8 protein-coding genes are annotated in these 15,934 nt (G+C 50.8%); 3 read left to right on the forward strand and 5 right to left on the reverse strand.

Translation table 11 applies throughout. The annotated features are described in order from the left end of the window. Positions 1-30: 30 nt before the first annotated feature. The 5 genes from AC6I7T_RS00665 to AC6I7T_RS00685 form a co-directional block, all read right to left on the reverse strand. Positions 31-2,988, reverse strand: a complete 2,958-nt coding sequence (locus AC6I7T_RS00665; RefSeq protein WP_497788268.1) for a DOMON domain-containing protein — start codon at positions 2,986-2,988, stop codon at positions 31-33. A gap of 118 nt (positions 2,989-3,106) precedes the next feature. Beyond that, positions 3,107-5,428, reverse strand: coding sequence for a GH92 family glycosyl hydrolase (locus AC6I7T_RS00670; protein WP_497788270.1), 2,322 nt, complete (start codon positions 5,426-5,428; stop codon positions 3,107-3,109). Continuing rightward, on the reverse strand, positions 5,425-7,071 hold the full coding sequence (locus tag AC6I7T_RS00675; RefSeq protein WP_497788271.1) for a glycoside hydrolase family 28 protein: 1,647 nt from the start codon (positions 7,069-7,071) through the stop codon (positions 5,425-5,427). Before AC6I7T_RS00675 ends, AC6I7T_RS00670 begins: the two co-directional genes overlap by 4 nt. Positions 7,072-7,239: 168 nt before the next feature. Next, entirely contained in the window at positions 7,240-11,088 is a 3,849-nt protein-coding gene (locus tag AC6I7T_RS00680) for a carboxypeptidase-like regulatory domain-containing protein (protein ID WP_497788272.1), read from the reverse strand. Between the two features lie 656 nt (positions 11,089-11,744). After that, positions 11,745-12,917 carry a substrate-binding domain-containing protein gene (locus AC6I7T_RS00685; protein ID WP_497788274.1) on the reverse strand — a complete coding sequence of 391 codons (1,173 nt, stop codon included), beginning with the start codon at positions 12,915-12,917 and terminating at the stop codon, positions 11,745-11,747. A 212-nt stretch (positions 12,918-13,129) separates the two neighbouring features. Here AC6I7T_RS00685 and AC6I7T_RS00690 point away from each other — a divergent pair, with 212 nt between their 5' ends. Genes AC6I7T_RS00690 through AC6I7T_RS00700 form a run of 3 tightly spaced genes read left to right on the forward strand, consistent with a single transcriptional unit; the run spans position 13,130 to position 15,894 of the window. After that, positions 13,130-13,813 carry a D-lyxose/D-mannose family sugar isomerase gene (locus AC6I7T_RS00690; protein WP_497788275.1) on the forward strand — a complete coding sequence of 228 codons (684 nt, stop codon included), beginning with the start codon at positions 13,130-13,132 and terminating at the stop codon, positions 13,811-13,813. Positions 13,814-13,857: 44 nt separating this feature from the next. After that, the gene (locus AC6I7T_RS00695; RefSeq protein ID WP_497788277.1) at positions 13,858-14,880 is read left to right on the forward strand and encodes a hypothetical protein; all 1,023 of its coding nucleotides are present in this window, start codon (positions 13,858-13,860) and stop codon (positions 14,878-14,880) included. 24 nt (positions 14,881-14,904) lie between these two features. Beyond that, complete coding sequence (locus AC6I7T_RS00700; RefSeq protein ID WP_497788278.1) at positions 14,905-15,894, forward strand: PfkB family carbohydrate kinase; 990 nt, start codon at positions 14,905-14,907, stop codon at positions 15,892-15,894. Positions 15,895-15,934: the final 40 nt, after the last annotated feature.

The following is a 15,934-nucleotide window of genomic DNA, read 5'->3' on the forward strand; positions in this document are numbered from 1 at the left end:
CCTTTTCTGGGCTGCGCCCACTGTTGAACCTTATTTCTCTGCGCCGAACTCGAGTTCGTTCGCCCAGTGCGTCTTCCAATCGTCGTGGAAGGTAATCGAGTTCGTAATCGAAACGCTACGGTCTGTGGCGAGTTCATGCGCCGGACCTTTGTTGTCATTTACCCTGCAGGTGAATTTAACCGGCTTTCCGGCAAGAATCCGTTGATATACCTCGGGCATCTCGCTCCAGGGAATTGCCGCTTCCAGGATCCTGGTATTTCCCTCACGATGGATGACCAGCTTCGCGTCTCGAACTGGACCTCCGTCGATTGGCGATTTCGGCTGGCGAGGGAAAAAGTGCTTTCGCGGCATCCCTGGAGATTGCAGACGCCAGACCTCAGTGCCTCCTCCGTATTGCTCAGCCACCGGGTTCAACGCATATTCGTAATCGGTATCCCAATAAGTGATGAACCGTGGCATAACTCCCGGAGGATTGGGTAGCCAGGGCTTTTTGTCCAATACATTGAAAGCGATCTGTACATTGTCGTGTTCTCCACTTCCGGAAGGAACATCGAAGTGTTTTCTGTAAGAATAGTGGCGAACACCGGCAGGCCAGGTTAGCGTCTTCCCTTCCGGATCTGTTACCAGATCGGGATAAAGATAGGAATCATCGTCTCTCTTCTCGAAACGGAGCATACCAGGGTCGGGAGTGGAATCAGCGATCTTCGCGGCAAAGTAAAAATTCTTCTCGTCATAGGCACCATAGGCGGTAGCAAACCCGCTTGATGCCTCCTGAGTGAAATCTTTGAAAGGAAGCCACGCTTCTTCTGTCATGTTGGCGCCAATGCCGGAGCCGGGCAGTACCTGAGGCAATATTTCACTCCAATCGGAGAGATCGCCATCAACGTGAATCGTACGATGGGCAAACTGATTAACATGAATCTCTTCTTTATGGCTCGCCCGCCCATCGGCTCCGGCATCGAAGCTTGCAGAGAGCTCATAGACATTGCTCGAAGTCGGTTTGCCTTCCGCAACGGTGAACTCCACATCCTGAGTCTGATCAGCCTCTAATGTTACGGTCTTGTTCTCGGGAACAAGCTTGAGTCCAGATATAGCAACGCTCATTCGACCGCTGATCCGGCGATTTAAAACATTAGTAAGAGTGAGCCGCACAGCCGGGTGTTGGCCGACGGGAGTGAGCATGTCATGAACCACGATCTCGGTTGGGGTATAGCCCTCGATGTGCGCTGACTTGAGTGCGGATATAAGCTTTTCAAAAGATCCAGCCTTTCCATCACCACGCAGAAAGTAGCCCAATCCATTCAAAGGAACATGAATTGTCTTGTCCCTACTCTCGATTTTGTTGCCATAGAAGTCAAAGAGCTGAATCGAATGGTCGGGGTTCGCAACCGTCAGATGAGCATCAGTGGCAACCTGAATCGAGCGAAAGACAGTTCGGTTTGGATCATAGAGCTGTTTCAAATCCCCAAGAACAACTACCGTCCCATCCTCTTTCGTTGAGGTGCTGAGCTTTTCTTGATTCCGACCATCGAAAACGAAAATCCAAGGCAAGCCATTTTGAAAGAGTAACTGGCGGAACAGCCGCTGTCCGATAAACTTCTGCGTCGCAGCTACTGCCGCAGCGGGAGCCCAGGCTTGTACGACAGGGTAGACCTGATCTCCCAGTTTGATATTTTGACTGTCATAAACGTTTCCGCCATATACCCCGGCAGTTCTGCTCAAACCTTGTGCACGCATCGAGGCAATCACCCCTGCTACGCGGTCTTCAGAGTTTGCAATCCAGCTTTCCGTATCCCAGGCACGTACCGGACCATAGGGGCTCTGGCGATGAATCCATTCCGGGACCTCGGTGGGATCGGCTGCAAGAGACTGGTAATGCACACTCACAAAATCCAGCCATTTTAGAAACTCATTCGATCCATCGGGAAAGAGTTTGTCGCGCGCATTGGAGGAAGAACAGGTGCCACCAATCAGAACTTTTACTCCAGCTTGTTGCCTGGCTTCCTCTATTCCCAACGCCATATGGGTATAGATCTCACGATAACGTGGAATATCGGCGCCCCATCCTGAGATCGAGATGCTCTCCCACGGCTCGTTCCACAACTCCATGGCATTGACGTTCCCATGAGGCCATCCGTAGCGTAAGGCAACTCCCTGTACCCATTTCTGGAAATCGGCATCATAGGCTGGCATCCAGGACTGATCCGATTTGGTTTTGAGCATCTTGCCATCGGGGGAGAGCCACGGACGCGGTCGTCCAAGCGGTTCGGTGACAGGACTGTTGCCATCGAGCGTGAGCATTACGGTGACATCATGCCGCTGAGCCCATTGCATGTACTGATCAAGGCCCTGCATGTTCTTCGCGTATTCGGGTGCATCTTGAGGAGCGTAGGACGCACCTAGACGCATGCCTTTGATTCCCAACTTGTCGAAGAGAACAAAGATACCTTCGTTCATAAACTGCGGCCAGGTTGCATCTAGCGCGTAGGTCGGATACTGCACACGCCCATTCTCTGGGCTGATTGCACGAACAAGAGCGGCAGCAAAAGCCCTTCCGTGTCCTGGAAGATCTGCAACCAGAGCGTAGCCTCCGAACCGCTCCTGAACCTGCGGGCTTACTGTTATCTCCTGCGATCCGGAGGGCGGCAGGGCAACTTCGATTGGAGTGCTCCCCTCATCGGCAATTTTGTAAACATGCGGTGCCCACACCTCTCCAACCGGAACACTTGTGCGATAGCTTATGAGATCGAGCTTGCCCCGAACCTTGATCTCATCTGTCGTTTTATTGGTAAAGCGGAGGGTAAACTTGGCGCTCTCCCCAGGCAGTAAGACATTTGCCATCGTCTCTTTTCCCGCCTGAATGGCAATCTCCTGTACCGTGTAGTCCGAGGCCTGCTTCTCCGGGGTAAGGCCAAATGTCTCTGCATAGCCAGGCATCTTTGCCCCTGTTACCATCTGAGCCGAAATCCCTGGCGATAAACTCGCCACGAGAAGAGATGTCCATACTACCCTTTTCAACAAAGCTGAGCTGCGATGCTTACGAAGGGCGGAAACAACGATACGGTTCTTTTTCTGGAGCGCAAATCGGATCATAAACAGTTACTTTCTACTTGTTTTGTAATGCGGTCGGACTGGGTTTTGAACCAAGGTGAAGAGTGATTGTTGCGCCGCTCACAATGTCCTTGTGAGATATCTCATAGTGCGGGTAGGCATGGCCATTCAGCTCTGCCGATTGGATATATTTGTTCTCACTCGATGTTTCGGGGGCACGAATTGTGAAGTTCCTTCCATTCGGCTGGTGAATCACAATTTGCGAGAAGAGCGGACTTCCCAGTGCATAGACCGGCTTTCCGGGACACACCGGATAAAAGCCCATCGCGCTCAACACATACCAGGCTGACATCTGCCCGGCATCATCATTTCCGGGTAGTCCGTCCGGCCCGGTATGATACACGCTTTGCATCACCTCGCGAACGCGGCTCTGCGTCTTCCAGGCGGCTCCGGCATAGTCATAGAGGTAGGCGATATGATGGCTGGGCTCATTCCCTTGATCGTAAAGCTTGGCCTGAAAGAGCCCATCTAGCTTAGCGATGAATGCTTCCTTCCCACCCATTGCTTCGATGAGACCGGGAATATTCTGAGGAACGAAGAAGCTGTACTGCCAGGGAACACCTTCGGTTATATAGGTGTACTTCTCTCCCGGTTGAAAAGGTGCAGACCAGCTTCCATCTTGATGACGTCCACGTACAAAGCCCACCGAAGTATCGAAGACATTCTTCCAGTTTTCCGATCTGGGGCGGATACGTTCAGCATCTGCATGTTTGCCTAAAGCCTGGGCAAACTCCGCAACCAGAGCGTCATCGTAAGCATATTCCAATGTTCTGGAAACCTGCTCTCTTTGGTGAAAGGCATCCAGGACCTCGTCCTCGAGCGGAATATAGCCATAGCGAAGATACGACTCCAGTCCACGTCTCCCTTTCCCATCCTTATAGGCGACTAGAGGAGGTGTTATGGTCGCACTCTGCAAAATGAGCCGATAAGCCTGCTCGACATCGAACTTCCGCAAACCCTTTGCATAAGCGTCCACAATAACGGGAACTGCATGGTCGCCGATCATCTCCGCGGTATAGCTATTCCAACTGGGAAAGATAGGCAGAAAACCACCCTGCTCTCCTTTATCGATGAGAGACTGAATCATCTGCTCATCCCGGACCGGATCAAGAATTGTCAGCAGAGGATGGAGCGCTCGAAAGCTATCCCACAAAGAAAAATCATCATAATAGGCTTTCCCGGTGCCGGCATTATGAAGCTTGCCTTCCTGAGCGAATCCGTTATAAGTGCCGTCAGCATCACTCACGATCCGAGGAGCAAGCATGGTATGGAAAAGCGCCGTATAGAAAGTCTTCTGCTGATCAAGAGAGCCGCCCTGCACCTCAATCTGACCTAGCGTTTTTTGCCAGACGGCCTCAGTCGTTTGTCGGATTGCATTGAAATCCCAGCCACTTTCTTCCGCGTCGAGATTCTTTTCTGCCTCTTCAAGACTAGTGAATGAGGTACCGACCTTGACCAGCAACTGGTGATTAGGTAATGAAGAAAAAGTTGCGAAGGCTCCTAGACGCTTACATCCGGTCTTCTGCTCCTCCTGCCCCTTGTGCGTCTCTGTGCCGCACCAAGTCCCAGCTCCAGCAAATGGCCGCTGAAAACGGGCGACAAAATACCCGTTGAAGCCTGCTGGCTGTCCGGCTCCCTGATATAGACGATGTGCGGGGTTATAGCCCACAATCTCAGAACGATCTGTCAAAACCTTTACATAGCCTTCACCAGGTTTCGAATTCGGTTCAATGAGGATATTGGCATTCTCTGCTTCAGGGAAGGTAATGCGCAGAATACCGGCTCGTGTTGTACCGGTCATTTCCACTTTGATCGAATATCGATCTAGCTGCACCGAATAGTAGGCCGGGGTCATCGTTTCCGTCTCGTGCCGGAAACCTGATGCCCGCGATTCAGGAGAGACGTTTAGTTGACCGACTGTAGGCATGAGCGTTACCGTCCCATAGTCCTGAGTGCAGCTTCCGCTAAGCCAGTGACTCCCACGAAAACCGGTAATCTTTGTATCTGCGTAATAGTAAGGAGAGACACATTTGTCTTCGGTTGGGCGTGTCTCCGGGGTCCATCCCGTCATAGCATAGGGCATGCCGACGACGGGGTATGTTTGACCTTCATTAGCAGTTCCTATACGTGGGTCGACTAACTGATAAGGCGTTTCAGCGAAGGCAGAAAGTGTAAATAAGATCAGGATGCCGAGCCAAAGATGCGTATATCTATACTTCGATAGAGGTGTTTTCCCGTGAGAGGACGAGCTGAATTTTCCCATACTCTCACCACTATTCCAGCCTTCTTCCGCCCCGTAAAGAACCAAAGCTTTCAATGCCCTTCTCCTGCCATGTCCAGCACCGAGGTCTTCACTGCCCCCTCCGCATACTTAACTTTTGGTGTTATGCCCGTACATTCATTCATCCCCAAAGTAATCTCTGCGGATTTCTCCCCTTTGACAAGCAGGAAGGATTGAATGTCTTTCGGGGATCTGGAGCCGTGAATAAAGGCTCTACGGGAGTTGCGAAGGGAAATGAATGCCTCCGCCTGGGGTGCGGAAGCTCCTTCCAAACTCGCTACATGCAAATCCTGCACATCATCACAGAACAACGCCGGACGATCATCCGTCTTCTCTGCAATGAATTCGATGTTATGAAGCCGCACCTTATCTGCATGGCGGACGTATAGTCCGTATGCGGGCAAGCGGCCAAACATGCGAGCTTCTGGGTAATTTGCTGCGAGTTCCGGAACTTCATGATTAGCCCAAGAAGCCTTTCCCTCTTCAATGGTTCGAATACGAATATTCTCGAGCGCGATATCTTGTGGCTTCAAATCCGGAAGACCAGAGATGGAGCTTGTAAGCAGTGAACCACAAGCATCGATGCCTTGAATGCGAATGTTCTTTAGAAAGCTTGAGAGTCCGGGAGTCCGTTGTCCCAGGCGAATAAAGATTGGCGTGCGAGTATTCTGCATGCGTATATTCGAGACGGAGACGCCATCGATCGATCCGCCATCGACCATCTCGATTGCGATTCCGGCAATCACTCGGTGATTAATCTGTGGCTGATCGTTGTATATAACCGAATTGCTGAAAACGATGTTTTCAAAGGCTCCATGCGTTGCGGTTCCGATTTTGAATCCATTGCAGCAAGTCGTGAGAACACAGTTTGTAATCGTAATATTCTTAGTCGGCAGGATATCGCCGTAGGGATTTTCGCTTTTAATACATATCGCATCATCTCCACAAGCGATATCGCAATCGGAGATAAAGACATTTTTACAGGCGGTAATATCCAGTCCATCGGTATTTGGTCCATAAATCGGATTCCTGATCCGAAGCCCGCGCAGAAACACCGACTCACAGGCAATTGGACGGAGGGTCCATCCCGCAGCGTTGGTTATTGAAACATTTTCGACACGCAGATTTCTGCAACCGACAAATTCAAGCATCGGAGAGGGCCGCTTGTGCGTAGCGGTCTTCCAGTCGAAGGCAATCACGTCTTTCCACATCTCGTCTTCGGGCGGAATCGTGCGCTGCGTGGGCGTCCAGAATTTCTGGCCTTGCCCATCGATCGTTCCGCCACCCATGATCGCAATGTCCTCCGCATCACGTGCAAAGAGAAGATGTCTCCCATTTGCATCGCCTTCTTGCGGTGGACCGGCCTGACAGCTGTAGTCATTCAGGTCGGAACTTCCCAGCAGGGTAGCCCCCGCTTCGAGATAGAAGGTCACTCGGCTGCGAAGAACAAGGCCTCCAGAGAGAAAAGTTCCAGGAGGCAGATAGACCAGCCCACCTCCACTGCCATGTGCTTCATCAATAGCTTTTTGAATGGCTTGGGTATTTTTGCTCCGTCCGTCTGCGCGCGCACCATAGTCAAGGATGTTAAAGACGCGAGGAAGAACTCCGCCTTTAGCAGGAGACGGAACTGCCCAACCCATCGCAATTGCCGGTAATGAAAAGAGATCCCGCCTTAGCATGCAACCCGATTACTTTCTTTGTATCCTGAAACTTCAAGGTCAACTCTTCCAGCGCGCACGACGAGGCGCAAAGAAGATGTTTAGAGAAAAACCTCTATGTATTGGTAAGGCAATTGATGCTGTATTGGATGAGCGATCCGTGTATAACGGATCGCTCACCATGGTTATCTAGAAGTCAAATCTGGCACCGAGCTGAATAATGCGGGACATGCCTGCACTATTGCCGCTGTTCAGCAATCCAAAACTCGCTGGCGTAGTGAAGGTAGCGACAGCGTTGTTAAAGAGTGTGCGGGTATTCACACCGTAGTAGACCGGGTGATTGAGAGCATTCAGGAAATTGGCAGTAATGTTTAGCTTCCTTGATTCTCCTAAAGCAATTGCTTTGCTCACATTCGCATCGAACATCGTTTCCCGAGGCGAGCGTGCACCCGCAAGTGTACGGGGCGCATTTCCGAATTGCGGATTGTCCACCGAACCTGGAATGGAAAATGCCGCTGCATTTAGATATGGTGTTTTGGTAAACGGAGCCTTCTTCCAGTTCTTGTTAATTAGAGGTACACCTGGAACAATATTCGGACGCAGGACATAGCCAGCTGGAAGAGCCGCGGTGATGCATCCGGTCTTGGTCGTACATCCATTTAAACCGTTTGGGGTACTCGAATAAAAATAGCCCTGGTTTCCGAGAGTGATGGTATTCGGAACTCCGGATTGCATGGTGAAGATCCCGGAAGTAGACCAGCCTCCGACAACAAGATCCAATAACCGGCTGCTTGCACCCAACAATGTTTTTCCTCTGCCAATTGGGAGCTTGTATGCGTATCCGGCTTTCAACCGGCTGGGCTGGTCATAACCGGAAACGGACCACTCCGAACGCAAATCAAAGGGATTCTGCGGTTGAGAGGCACTAAAACCGCCTAAGACTGTTGTATTTGTGCTTCCTACGTTGTCCATGCTCTTCGACCAGGTATAGTTCGCCAGCAAGGAGAGTCCGGAGCTGTATTGCTGATTTACGCTTACATAGAAACCATGATAAGAAGAGGTTCCGTTGCGAGGATACAGCTCAACCAGCGTCTGATTAAAGAAGTTCTGATACGGAAAGAGTGTATTCAATAGCGATTCTTTAATTACTGCGCCGTTCTGCGTGATGCCGTAAGGATTTGGCGTCTGCCCATTAAAATTCGCATGAGCCTGAATGAGGCTCACAAGCTGCCCCATATTGGGAGAATTCAAGGGAGTGGCAAAAGGCCCGATCAGATGAATCCCTCTGAGTCCTTGATAGGTAACTTGAACCAGAGTCCTCGATGCGAATTGGTATTGAGTGGTCAAAGACCACTGCTGGGTATATGGAACGCTGTTGCGCTGATTCACATAAAAGAGAGTTAAGCCCGTTGAATAGTTAATGGGACCACGATTTCCGTTCAAGCTCGTATAAGCCGAAGTCAAGGGGCCTACCGGATTAGTTATGTAATTCAACGTGGAGTTCGGAGTGACTCCACCATTTTGCCCACCGATACTTCCCGAGGCTACGTTGAAGTTTGGATCAGGAGTGTTTTCATACCCGGTAAGCGGAGCACGCGAAAGGGTATAGGCAGCGCGCAAGGTGGCACGCGGCGTCGGGGCAAAAGAGATGCCGATACGTGGCTCAAAACCGTGCCAATTGATCGGCCACAGATTCTTCTGGTGATTATATCCATCAGAAAAGCAGAAAGCCGTTGTTGTTGATATCCCATTCAGGCTTCCGGTAATGCCCGTGTACACGACACCCTGGTTGTTCCGTGCCTCACTTCTTGGTTCTTCAACCTCGTAACGCATCCCTAAGTTGAGTGTCAGGTTATTACGAATCTTCCAGTCGTCCTGGATATAACCAGCATAGTAGTGCCAACGATAGTATCCAGGAACAGAGACGGGAGTATTGCTGAAGGAGTTGATGTTCCCCAAAACAAACGCGCCCAGAGCACTTCCGTTACCCGATCCGGAATTAACCGAATTGGGAGCGAATCCGTATTTCCCGCCGGTAAGACCGCTCATATCATATTGGTTCGACTGTATTCTGCGGATGTCGACTCCAAATTGGAAAAGATGTCTGCCGAGTATCCAGGTCACATCATTTCCAACAATAAGATTCTGATCTACCTGAATTGAAGCATTCGCTATTCCCGGTTGAATCCCCGTGTATCCGGACGGAGTCAGGTTGCCGAGGCTTGGAAAGCCTTTCCCATTTACTGCTGCGGTCAGACCATATTTTGCTGCGTAATCTTGTGTCGCCGCAGGAGCCACTCGAATCTGTCTGTTTCTGAGAAAAGCAGTATGGAAGTTATTCACAATCTGGCTGTTGAAGACATGCGTCCATGCCAGCGCAAGATTTTTAGCATAGGATTCATCGGTGGGAACCATTTGCAGAGGATTGGAAGTAGGCAACGCAAAATAACGGTTCGCCTCTACAGGAATATCGGTATAGCGGCCCCAGACCTGATCCGAGTTGCTAATCTGGTGGTCGATACGGATCGAGTAACGATTATCCTTGTTCTGAACTCCGCGGTTGTAAATTGCATTTGTACCGTCGTTATCCCACGACCCATCCGGCCGATAGAAATGGACATACGGTCCTGGATTGGATGGACTTGGCATTTGAGAAAGAACGAACTGAGCAAAAGAATTCTGCTTCAATTCAGGACCTACATCGTTGGGACATACCGTGGCAGAAGGGTTCGCAGCGATCCAGGCAGATCCGCAGTCGGAAAGTGGGCCTGTTACCTGCTTAAAAAGACTAGGGCTGTTATATATCGGGCCATTGGGGAAACCATTGGCATTTGTTGGTGCTTGATAATAAACTCCGTTCCCTTTAGGACGCGCAGCCGCAATAGCGGCACTATACCCAGATGCCTTTAGGACGTTCGTGTCAATCACCGCGAGGGAGTTATTCAGATTGCCCGCAAGTTCGTCAGGAGTAAAAAAAGTACCACGGAAAGCATAGATATTTGACATCCGGGCTGGTTCGACACCAACGAAGAAGAAGGTCTTCCTATGTCCGTTATAGACTTTGGGAATCCATACCGGACCGCCAAAGTAAGCTCCATAATAATGCTGACGAAGAGCGGAACGGGATGCCGAGCCGAGCGGATATGCATTGAAACCGGGATCTGTATGCCGCCAGCTTACCGCGCCATGATATTCATTTGTTCCCGGTCTGCTGGTTTGAACGATTACGCCACCGCCAGTTCTTCCATACTTCGCCGAGATGCCGCCAGTTACGGCTGTAACCTCCTGCACGATGTCTCCGGAGAGGTTAACGCCGGCGCGGGGAAAGCTTCCCTGGGTAACATCCGATCCATCTACAATGAGTGACGTTTGCCCAGGCGCGGAACCTCCGACACTGATATTGGCCCCGGGAGTGACATAGCTCGTGTAGGCGCTAGGATTCTCCGTTGATACGCCTCCAGGCTGCAAAGGATCGCCATTGACCCCTGGAACCAGCAATGTGGCTTCAAGAGAGCTACGCTCCGGATATGGCAAACTCTGGACGATGGCGTGATCTACCGTTGTCGTCACATCTGAGGTGTCTGGAGAAAGAAGAACTCCTTGAGCCGTTATGGTAACGGATGTTGTTTCTTTGCCAACGGACAATGGGACATTCACTGTCACCGTTTGGGCCGCGTTTACAATCACATTGCTCGTAACCGCACGCTCAAAGCCCGACTTGGTGACTGCTACCTCGTATCTTCCGGGATTTAACGAGAGCACACTGAAAATGCCTGCCTGATTCGTCTTCGTCACCTGGTGGACACCGGATTCCGTATTAACCACCTCGACAACCGCATTTTGTACAGTAGCGGCTTGCGGGTCGGTAACTGTGCCCGTAATCGATCCTTGTCCGGTTTGTGCCTGGAGAGTTCCCAGAGAGATCAACTCCAGTAAGAAAACTCCGATCAGAACAGATAACCAGTTGCGGCTTCTACGTCCTCGATCGCTACCTTTCGATTGGAAATAACACAAAAACGTCGTTACTACTTTCCTCATATTGCGGCCTTCCCTTCAAAATCCAGTGAGACCTTTGAAGCTTCCGTTCTGGGCAATAACAAGTCACACATAGGCTTCCGAGTTCTCCATCGTGCCTCTCTCCAGCAGCTAGCTCGTTCCCTGCAATTTCTCTACGGCTAGTTGGAACTCTAGCGGAAAGCTATTCATTAGCTCGTGGCGGTTTGTAATTTGTGCCGTGGAGCAGTGTCAATTTGATTCTTGGATTTTTCCCGCAAAGGGGCAACGTTTTATTTTTGCGAGTATTTTTTTGAGGAATCGAAGATGGTTTTCTAGAGAACTCACTGTCGCCGGGAGTTAGTTTTAGGTAATGGCCCTTCAGGAGAGCTGAGAAGGCAGGAGGTATCCCATAATGGAAATCGTCGCAAGAGATGCCGAGCTGCCTTCAATATAGCATTGAATCCATTGGGCAATAACGAAGTGCAGCTACTGGCTGGCACCCTAAACCCAGGCGAAGCGATCCACCCTCGACACCCTGACTGTCTCTCCGGATTTTAGAAATTGGTTAATGTCCGCGATTCGGGTTCTATGGTTTCAAATTTCTCAATTTTGTTTTACTGTGCAAAATAAAAATTGACGACAAGAAGAACGATGAAACAGCCCTTTTTCAAAATTTCAAAGGACGAATCGACGGTAAATCAAGAAAGATGCTTCGCTCCCTCTTTCATCCAGGCATCGTTCGGATATACCTTGTCGACGTTTTCGGGGGTAACCAATTCATGCTGAATAAAGATGGCGGGAGGTACAGGCCTATGGTTCAAAATATCGAGGGCCAGCTGGACCAGGCGAGCTCCATATGTTTCCGGGAAATAGGCGACGGAACACACTAGCCGGGTCGAGGGCCTCCTCAATTCTTCTCTTGCAGGAAGGCTTGCATCCTGACCGGCAATGGCGCATTCCTTTTCGAATCCCGCCTCCCGAAAGGCCTGCAGTGCTCCTAAGGCAGTAGTATCATTGACCGCTCCAACGAGAATACGCTGAGGCTTACGCCGGCGCAGATGCTTTCTCATGATGTCTAGTGCGGCTTCGAACTGTCCGCCTTTCGTATCGTAGTGCTGGCGAGGAATCGCATGAGCCGTTGGCATGATTTCGCCGATGCCATCAACCATTCCACTCAGACGTGTATTCAGCAGAGGACCGGCAGCATCTACGCCCAGCAAAATCAGCTGTTCGGCGGTACCCTTCCAGTTTTTCATTGTCCAGCGGGCAAGATATCTTCCTGCCATTCGGCCGGCCTTGTAATTGTCAGCTCCGAAGTACGTAGCGCCAGGATGGGGGATGTCAATGGCTATATATGGGATGCGTGCATCAGAAAATCTCGCGGCGATCTGTGCAGCTACATTGACATTAATCTGCGAGTCGATCACCAGATCGACATTTTCAGAGACGAACCGCTCCGCATTTTGTAGAGATGTCTTGGCGCTAAATTTGTTGTTAAGAATAACCAGTTCGATGTTGTTGGCGGCGGCGGCGGTAATCAGTCCATCCGAAACCGCTGCTGTAAATGGCAGAAGATGGCTCTGCGAAGCATAGCCGATGCGAAAACGCTTCGCTCGCGTCGTTTGAATCTGAGATCGGTATCCCTGCTTGCCGGCCCGCTCGAGTAGCCCCGTCTCAACAAGCGTTTCCAATAGCCGGAAGGTAGTGCCTTTATTGAACCCAACTCTGTCCGCCACTACCTTGAGATCAAGAACTTCTGAGGTAGAGGAGAAGGCGTTCAAGACAGCCACAGCTCGAACAACGGCCTGAACGGTGTAAGAGCGTTTGCGCGCGGGATATCTTTCCGGTCTCGAATTGGTAGCTTGTTCCATACGACGAAACAGTCTATCACCGGGTCTGCAAGTTCACTTCGGGCAGAACACTGGAAAATTCGAAGGAAACGGTCCTTTCGGGATCTAATTTTCGGCAATTTCATTTTGCAGAATAAAACAGAACTCTATGACGATCTTCCCGATGGCTTCTTCCATTCCCGGTATTTACCCTGCACTTGGTTTCAGGAGCAAACCTGGAAACGGAAGGAACCGTGAAACGATCCGAGATTAACCTGTATATCGCTGAGGCAATTGAGTTCTTCGAGAAACATCACTTCGCATTGCCTCCTTTTGCTCACTGGACCCGCGAAAAATGGCAGTCTGTAGGACCTCAGGCCAATGAAATACGAGAGCGCATGCTTGGATGGGATGTGACCGATTTCAACTCAGGAGACTTTGAATCTCTTGGCTTGACGCTCTTCACCCTGCGCAATGGCGGATTCGATCAAGACAAACCCCAAAAGCCCTATGCCGAAAAGATCATGTACGTACGTCAAGGGCAGGTAACGCCTCTTCACTTTCATCATCGCAAGACGGAGGACATCATCAACCGGGGAAATTCCGGGGCTGGCAATCTTGCCGTTCAGCTATACAATTCCACTGAAACGAACGAGCCGGACGACACACCGGTTTCCGTGTTTTGTGACGGCATAGAACGAAGGGCAGAGGCGGGAGGAATCATTCTTCTCGCTCCGGGAGAATCGATTACACTTACGCCCCGACTCTACCACTCTTTTTATGCGGTGGATGCTCCAGCCTTGATAGGAGAGGTGTCGTCAGTAAATGAAGACAAGGGAGACAACTATTTCTATCAACCCTTGCCTCGTTATCCCGAGATTCAAGAAGATGAACCTCCATTTCGACTCCTTTGTACCGAATACCCAACTCCTAAATAAGCAAAATCGGCGTCGCAGATAACCAAGATAACGACAGAAGAGCTATGCAAAAGTCGCTTCAAATTAAGCTGGACCATCTACGAAAAGAGCCCCATGGCAAAGACTTCATCCTCGCTGACGCCAAAGACGCAGACATGGCCTTTGGTATTGCCAGTCCAGGAAGAGACTGCCAAGGTCGGCTTCGTTCTCTCCCGGAATACCGAGATCAGATCCGCGAAATCGTCTCCCAGGGACTGGTCGACATCCTGCTGATGTCGGCCAGTACTTCGGAGATCCTCACCATCCAGGAACGGATCTTCGATCATTCTTCCGTGACCCCCGCCGCCAGAGCCAACGATACAACCGATGTGCACATCATTCGTGGATCGAATTATGCTCAGGCACCGTCACGACCCTTTGCATCGGCCACCATCGACCATATCCAGCAGGGCAAACTCTATTCTTCTGAAGAGGAACGCAGGAAAGGCGCAAATCTCGGTTTGTACTCTGTGACTTTCAACAACGATCCTCAATACGATCTGGAGACAATGAAGGCTTATAAAGCCTTTCATCTCGAGGCTGAGGAGAAGGGGTTCAACTACTTCCTTGAGGTCTTTGGCCCAAATGTATCCCCCGAGCGGCATCGGCTCTCGATGTCACAGGTTCCTGCATTCGTGAACGATCACATTGTGCGTCTTCTTGCCGGAGTTCCTTCAGCAGGGCGGCCGCTCTTTCTAAAGATTCCCTATTTCGGGCCAGCAGCACTGGAAGAAATATGCAATTATGATCCGTCGTTGGTGGTTGGTGTATTGGGTGGATCCGCCGGCACAGCTCATGACGCCTTCGATCTGTTGTACAGCGCAAAGAAGCATGGCGCTCGCGTGGCCCTATTTGGCCGAAAGATCAACGCCGCCGAGCATCAGCTCTCCTTCGTTGCGCACCTGCGCCATGTGGCTGACGATGAAATGCTGCCCGCCGAGGCAGTAAAGTCCTATCACTCGGAACTGGCCCGATTAAGGGTTCCCTCCCATCGGACACTCGAGCAGGACTTACAACTTACCACCACATACGTCAGCTATGCCGGATAGCGGCACTGCTCTTGGGGATTCGATGTGACTAAGCTCTATGATGTCGTGGGAATCGGGGTAGCAGCGGTCGACGACTTACTCTATGTTTCGGAGTATCCTCCGTCAAATGTCAAAGTACCTATTCGAAGTACAGAGCGGCACGGTGGAGGTCCTGCCTGCACCGCAATGGCTACTGTCGGGACATTGCGTGGACGCGCAGCCTATCTTGCGTGCTTCGGAAAGGATGAACTCTCCCATTATATTGAAACAAATCTTCACAGGCGTGGTGTCGATGTAAGCCATATCATCCGTGATTCGCAGGCCGCACCTTACCACAGCTCTATTGTCGTTGACTCTTCTGGGAACAGGAACGTCTTCTATGATGCCTCGAAGTACAGACCTGTGACGGCCATGCAACTTCCGGAGGATCTCATCCTCTCTACCGAATTGATTCTTCTCGACCATGTAGCAGATCCGGCACTACTCGACGTGGCACAAAAGCTACGAGACCTGCATGTACCGACTCTGGGCGACATCGAAGGCTGCACAGAAGCAGCGCGCAGTATGGCAGAGTTGGCGGACCATCTAATCGTTCCCGAGGAGTTTGCTTTATGGGCAAGCTCTTCCAATCAACCTGCCGAAGCTTGCGCTCGTCTCGCACAGACCAAGAGGCTCACTACCGTTGTCACAGCAGGAACGAAGGGCTGTTATTGCTGCATCGGACAGGAAAATACAGTCACTCATATTCCGGCATTTCAGGTTGAGTCCTTCGACACGAACGGCTGTGGAGATACGTTCCATGGAGCTTTCGCCCTTGCTACAGCCAGGGACTTCTCTCCTCTTGAAGCTCTAACCTTCGCATCGGCCGCAGCAGCTATCAAGGCATTTGCGGGCAGAGGAAAACGCAGAGGATGGGACGCCCTTCCAACTCTCGAAGAAATGCTTCTCTTCTTGCGCTCCCACAGATATAGCAACTGTAATCGAGATGCATTGCTAGAGAAAATTGTCTCTATGCAATTTGCGGAAGCGCATTAAAGCATCGGCTATCGGGATAACCGATAGCTTTGAAACAAGC

The sequence above is a fragment of the Humiphilus diazotrophicus genome (assembly GCF_059726315.1).

What these genes read in the sequence shown, in the direction of transcription:
- AC6I7T_RS00685 (WP_497788274.1), bottom strand. Translation starts at nt 12,917, where the DNA reads ATGGAACAAGCTACCAATTCGAGACCGGAAAGATATCCCGCGCGCAAA.
- AC6I7T_RS00695 (WP_497788277.1), top strand. Translation starts at nt 13,858, where the DNA reads ATGCAAAAGTCGCTTCAAATTAAGCTGGACCATCTACGAAAAGAGCCC.
- AC6I7T_RS00675 (WP_497788271.1), bottom strand. Translation starts at nt 7,071, where the DNA reads ATGCTAAGGCGGGATCTCTTTTCATTACCGGCAATTGCGATGGGTTGG.
- AC6I7T_RS00680 (WP_497788272.1), bottom strand. Translation starts at nt 11,088, where the DNA reads ATGAGGAAAGTAGTAACGACGTTTTTGTGTTATTTCCAATCGAAAGGT.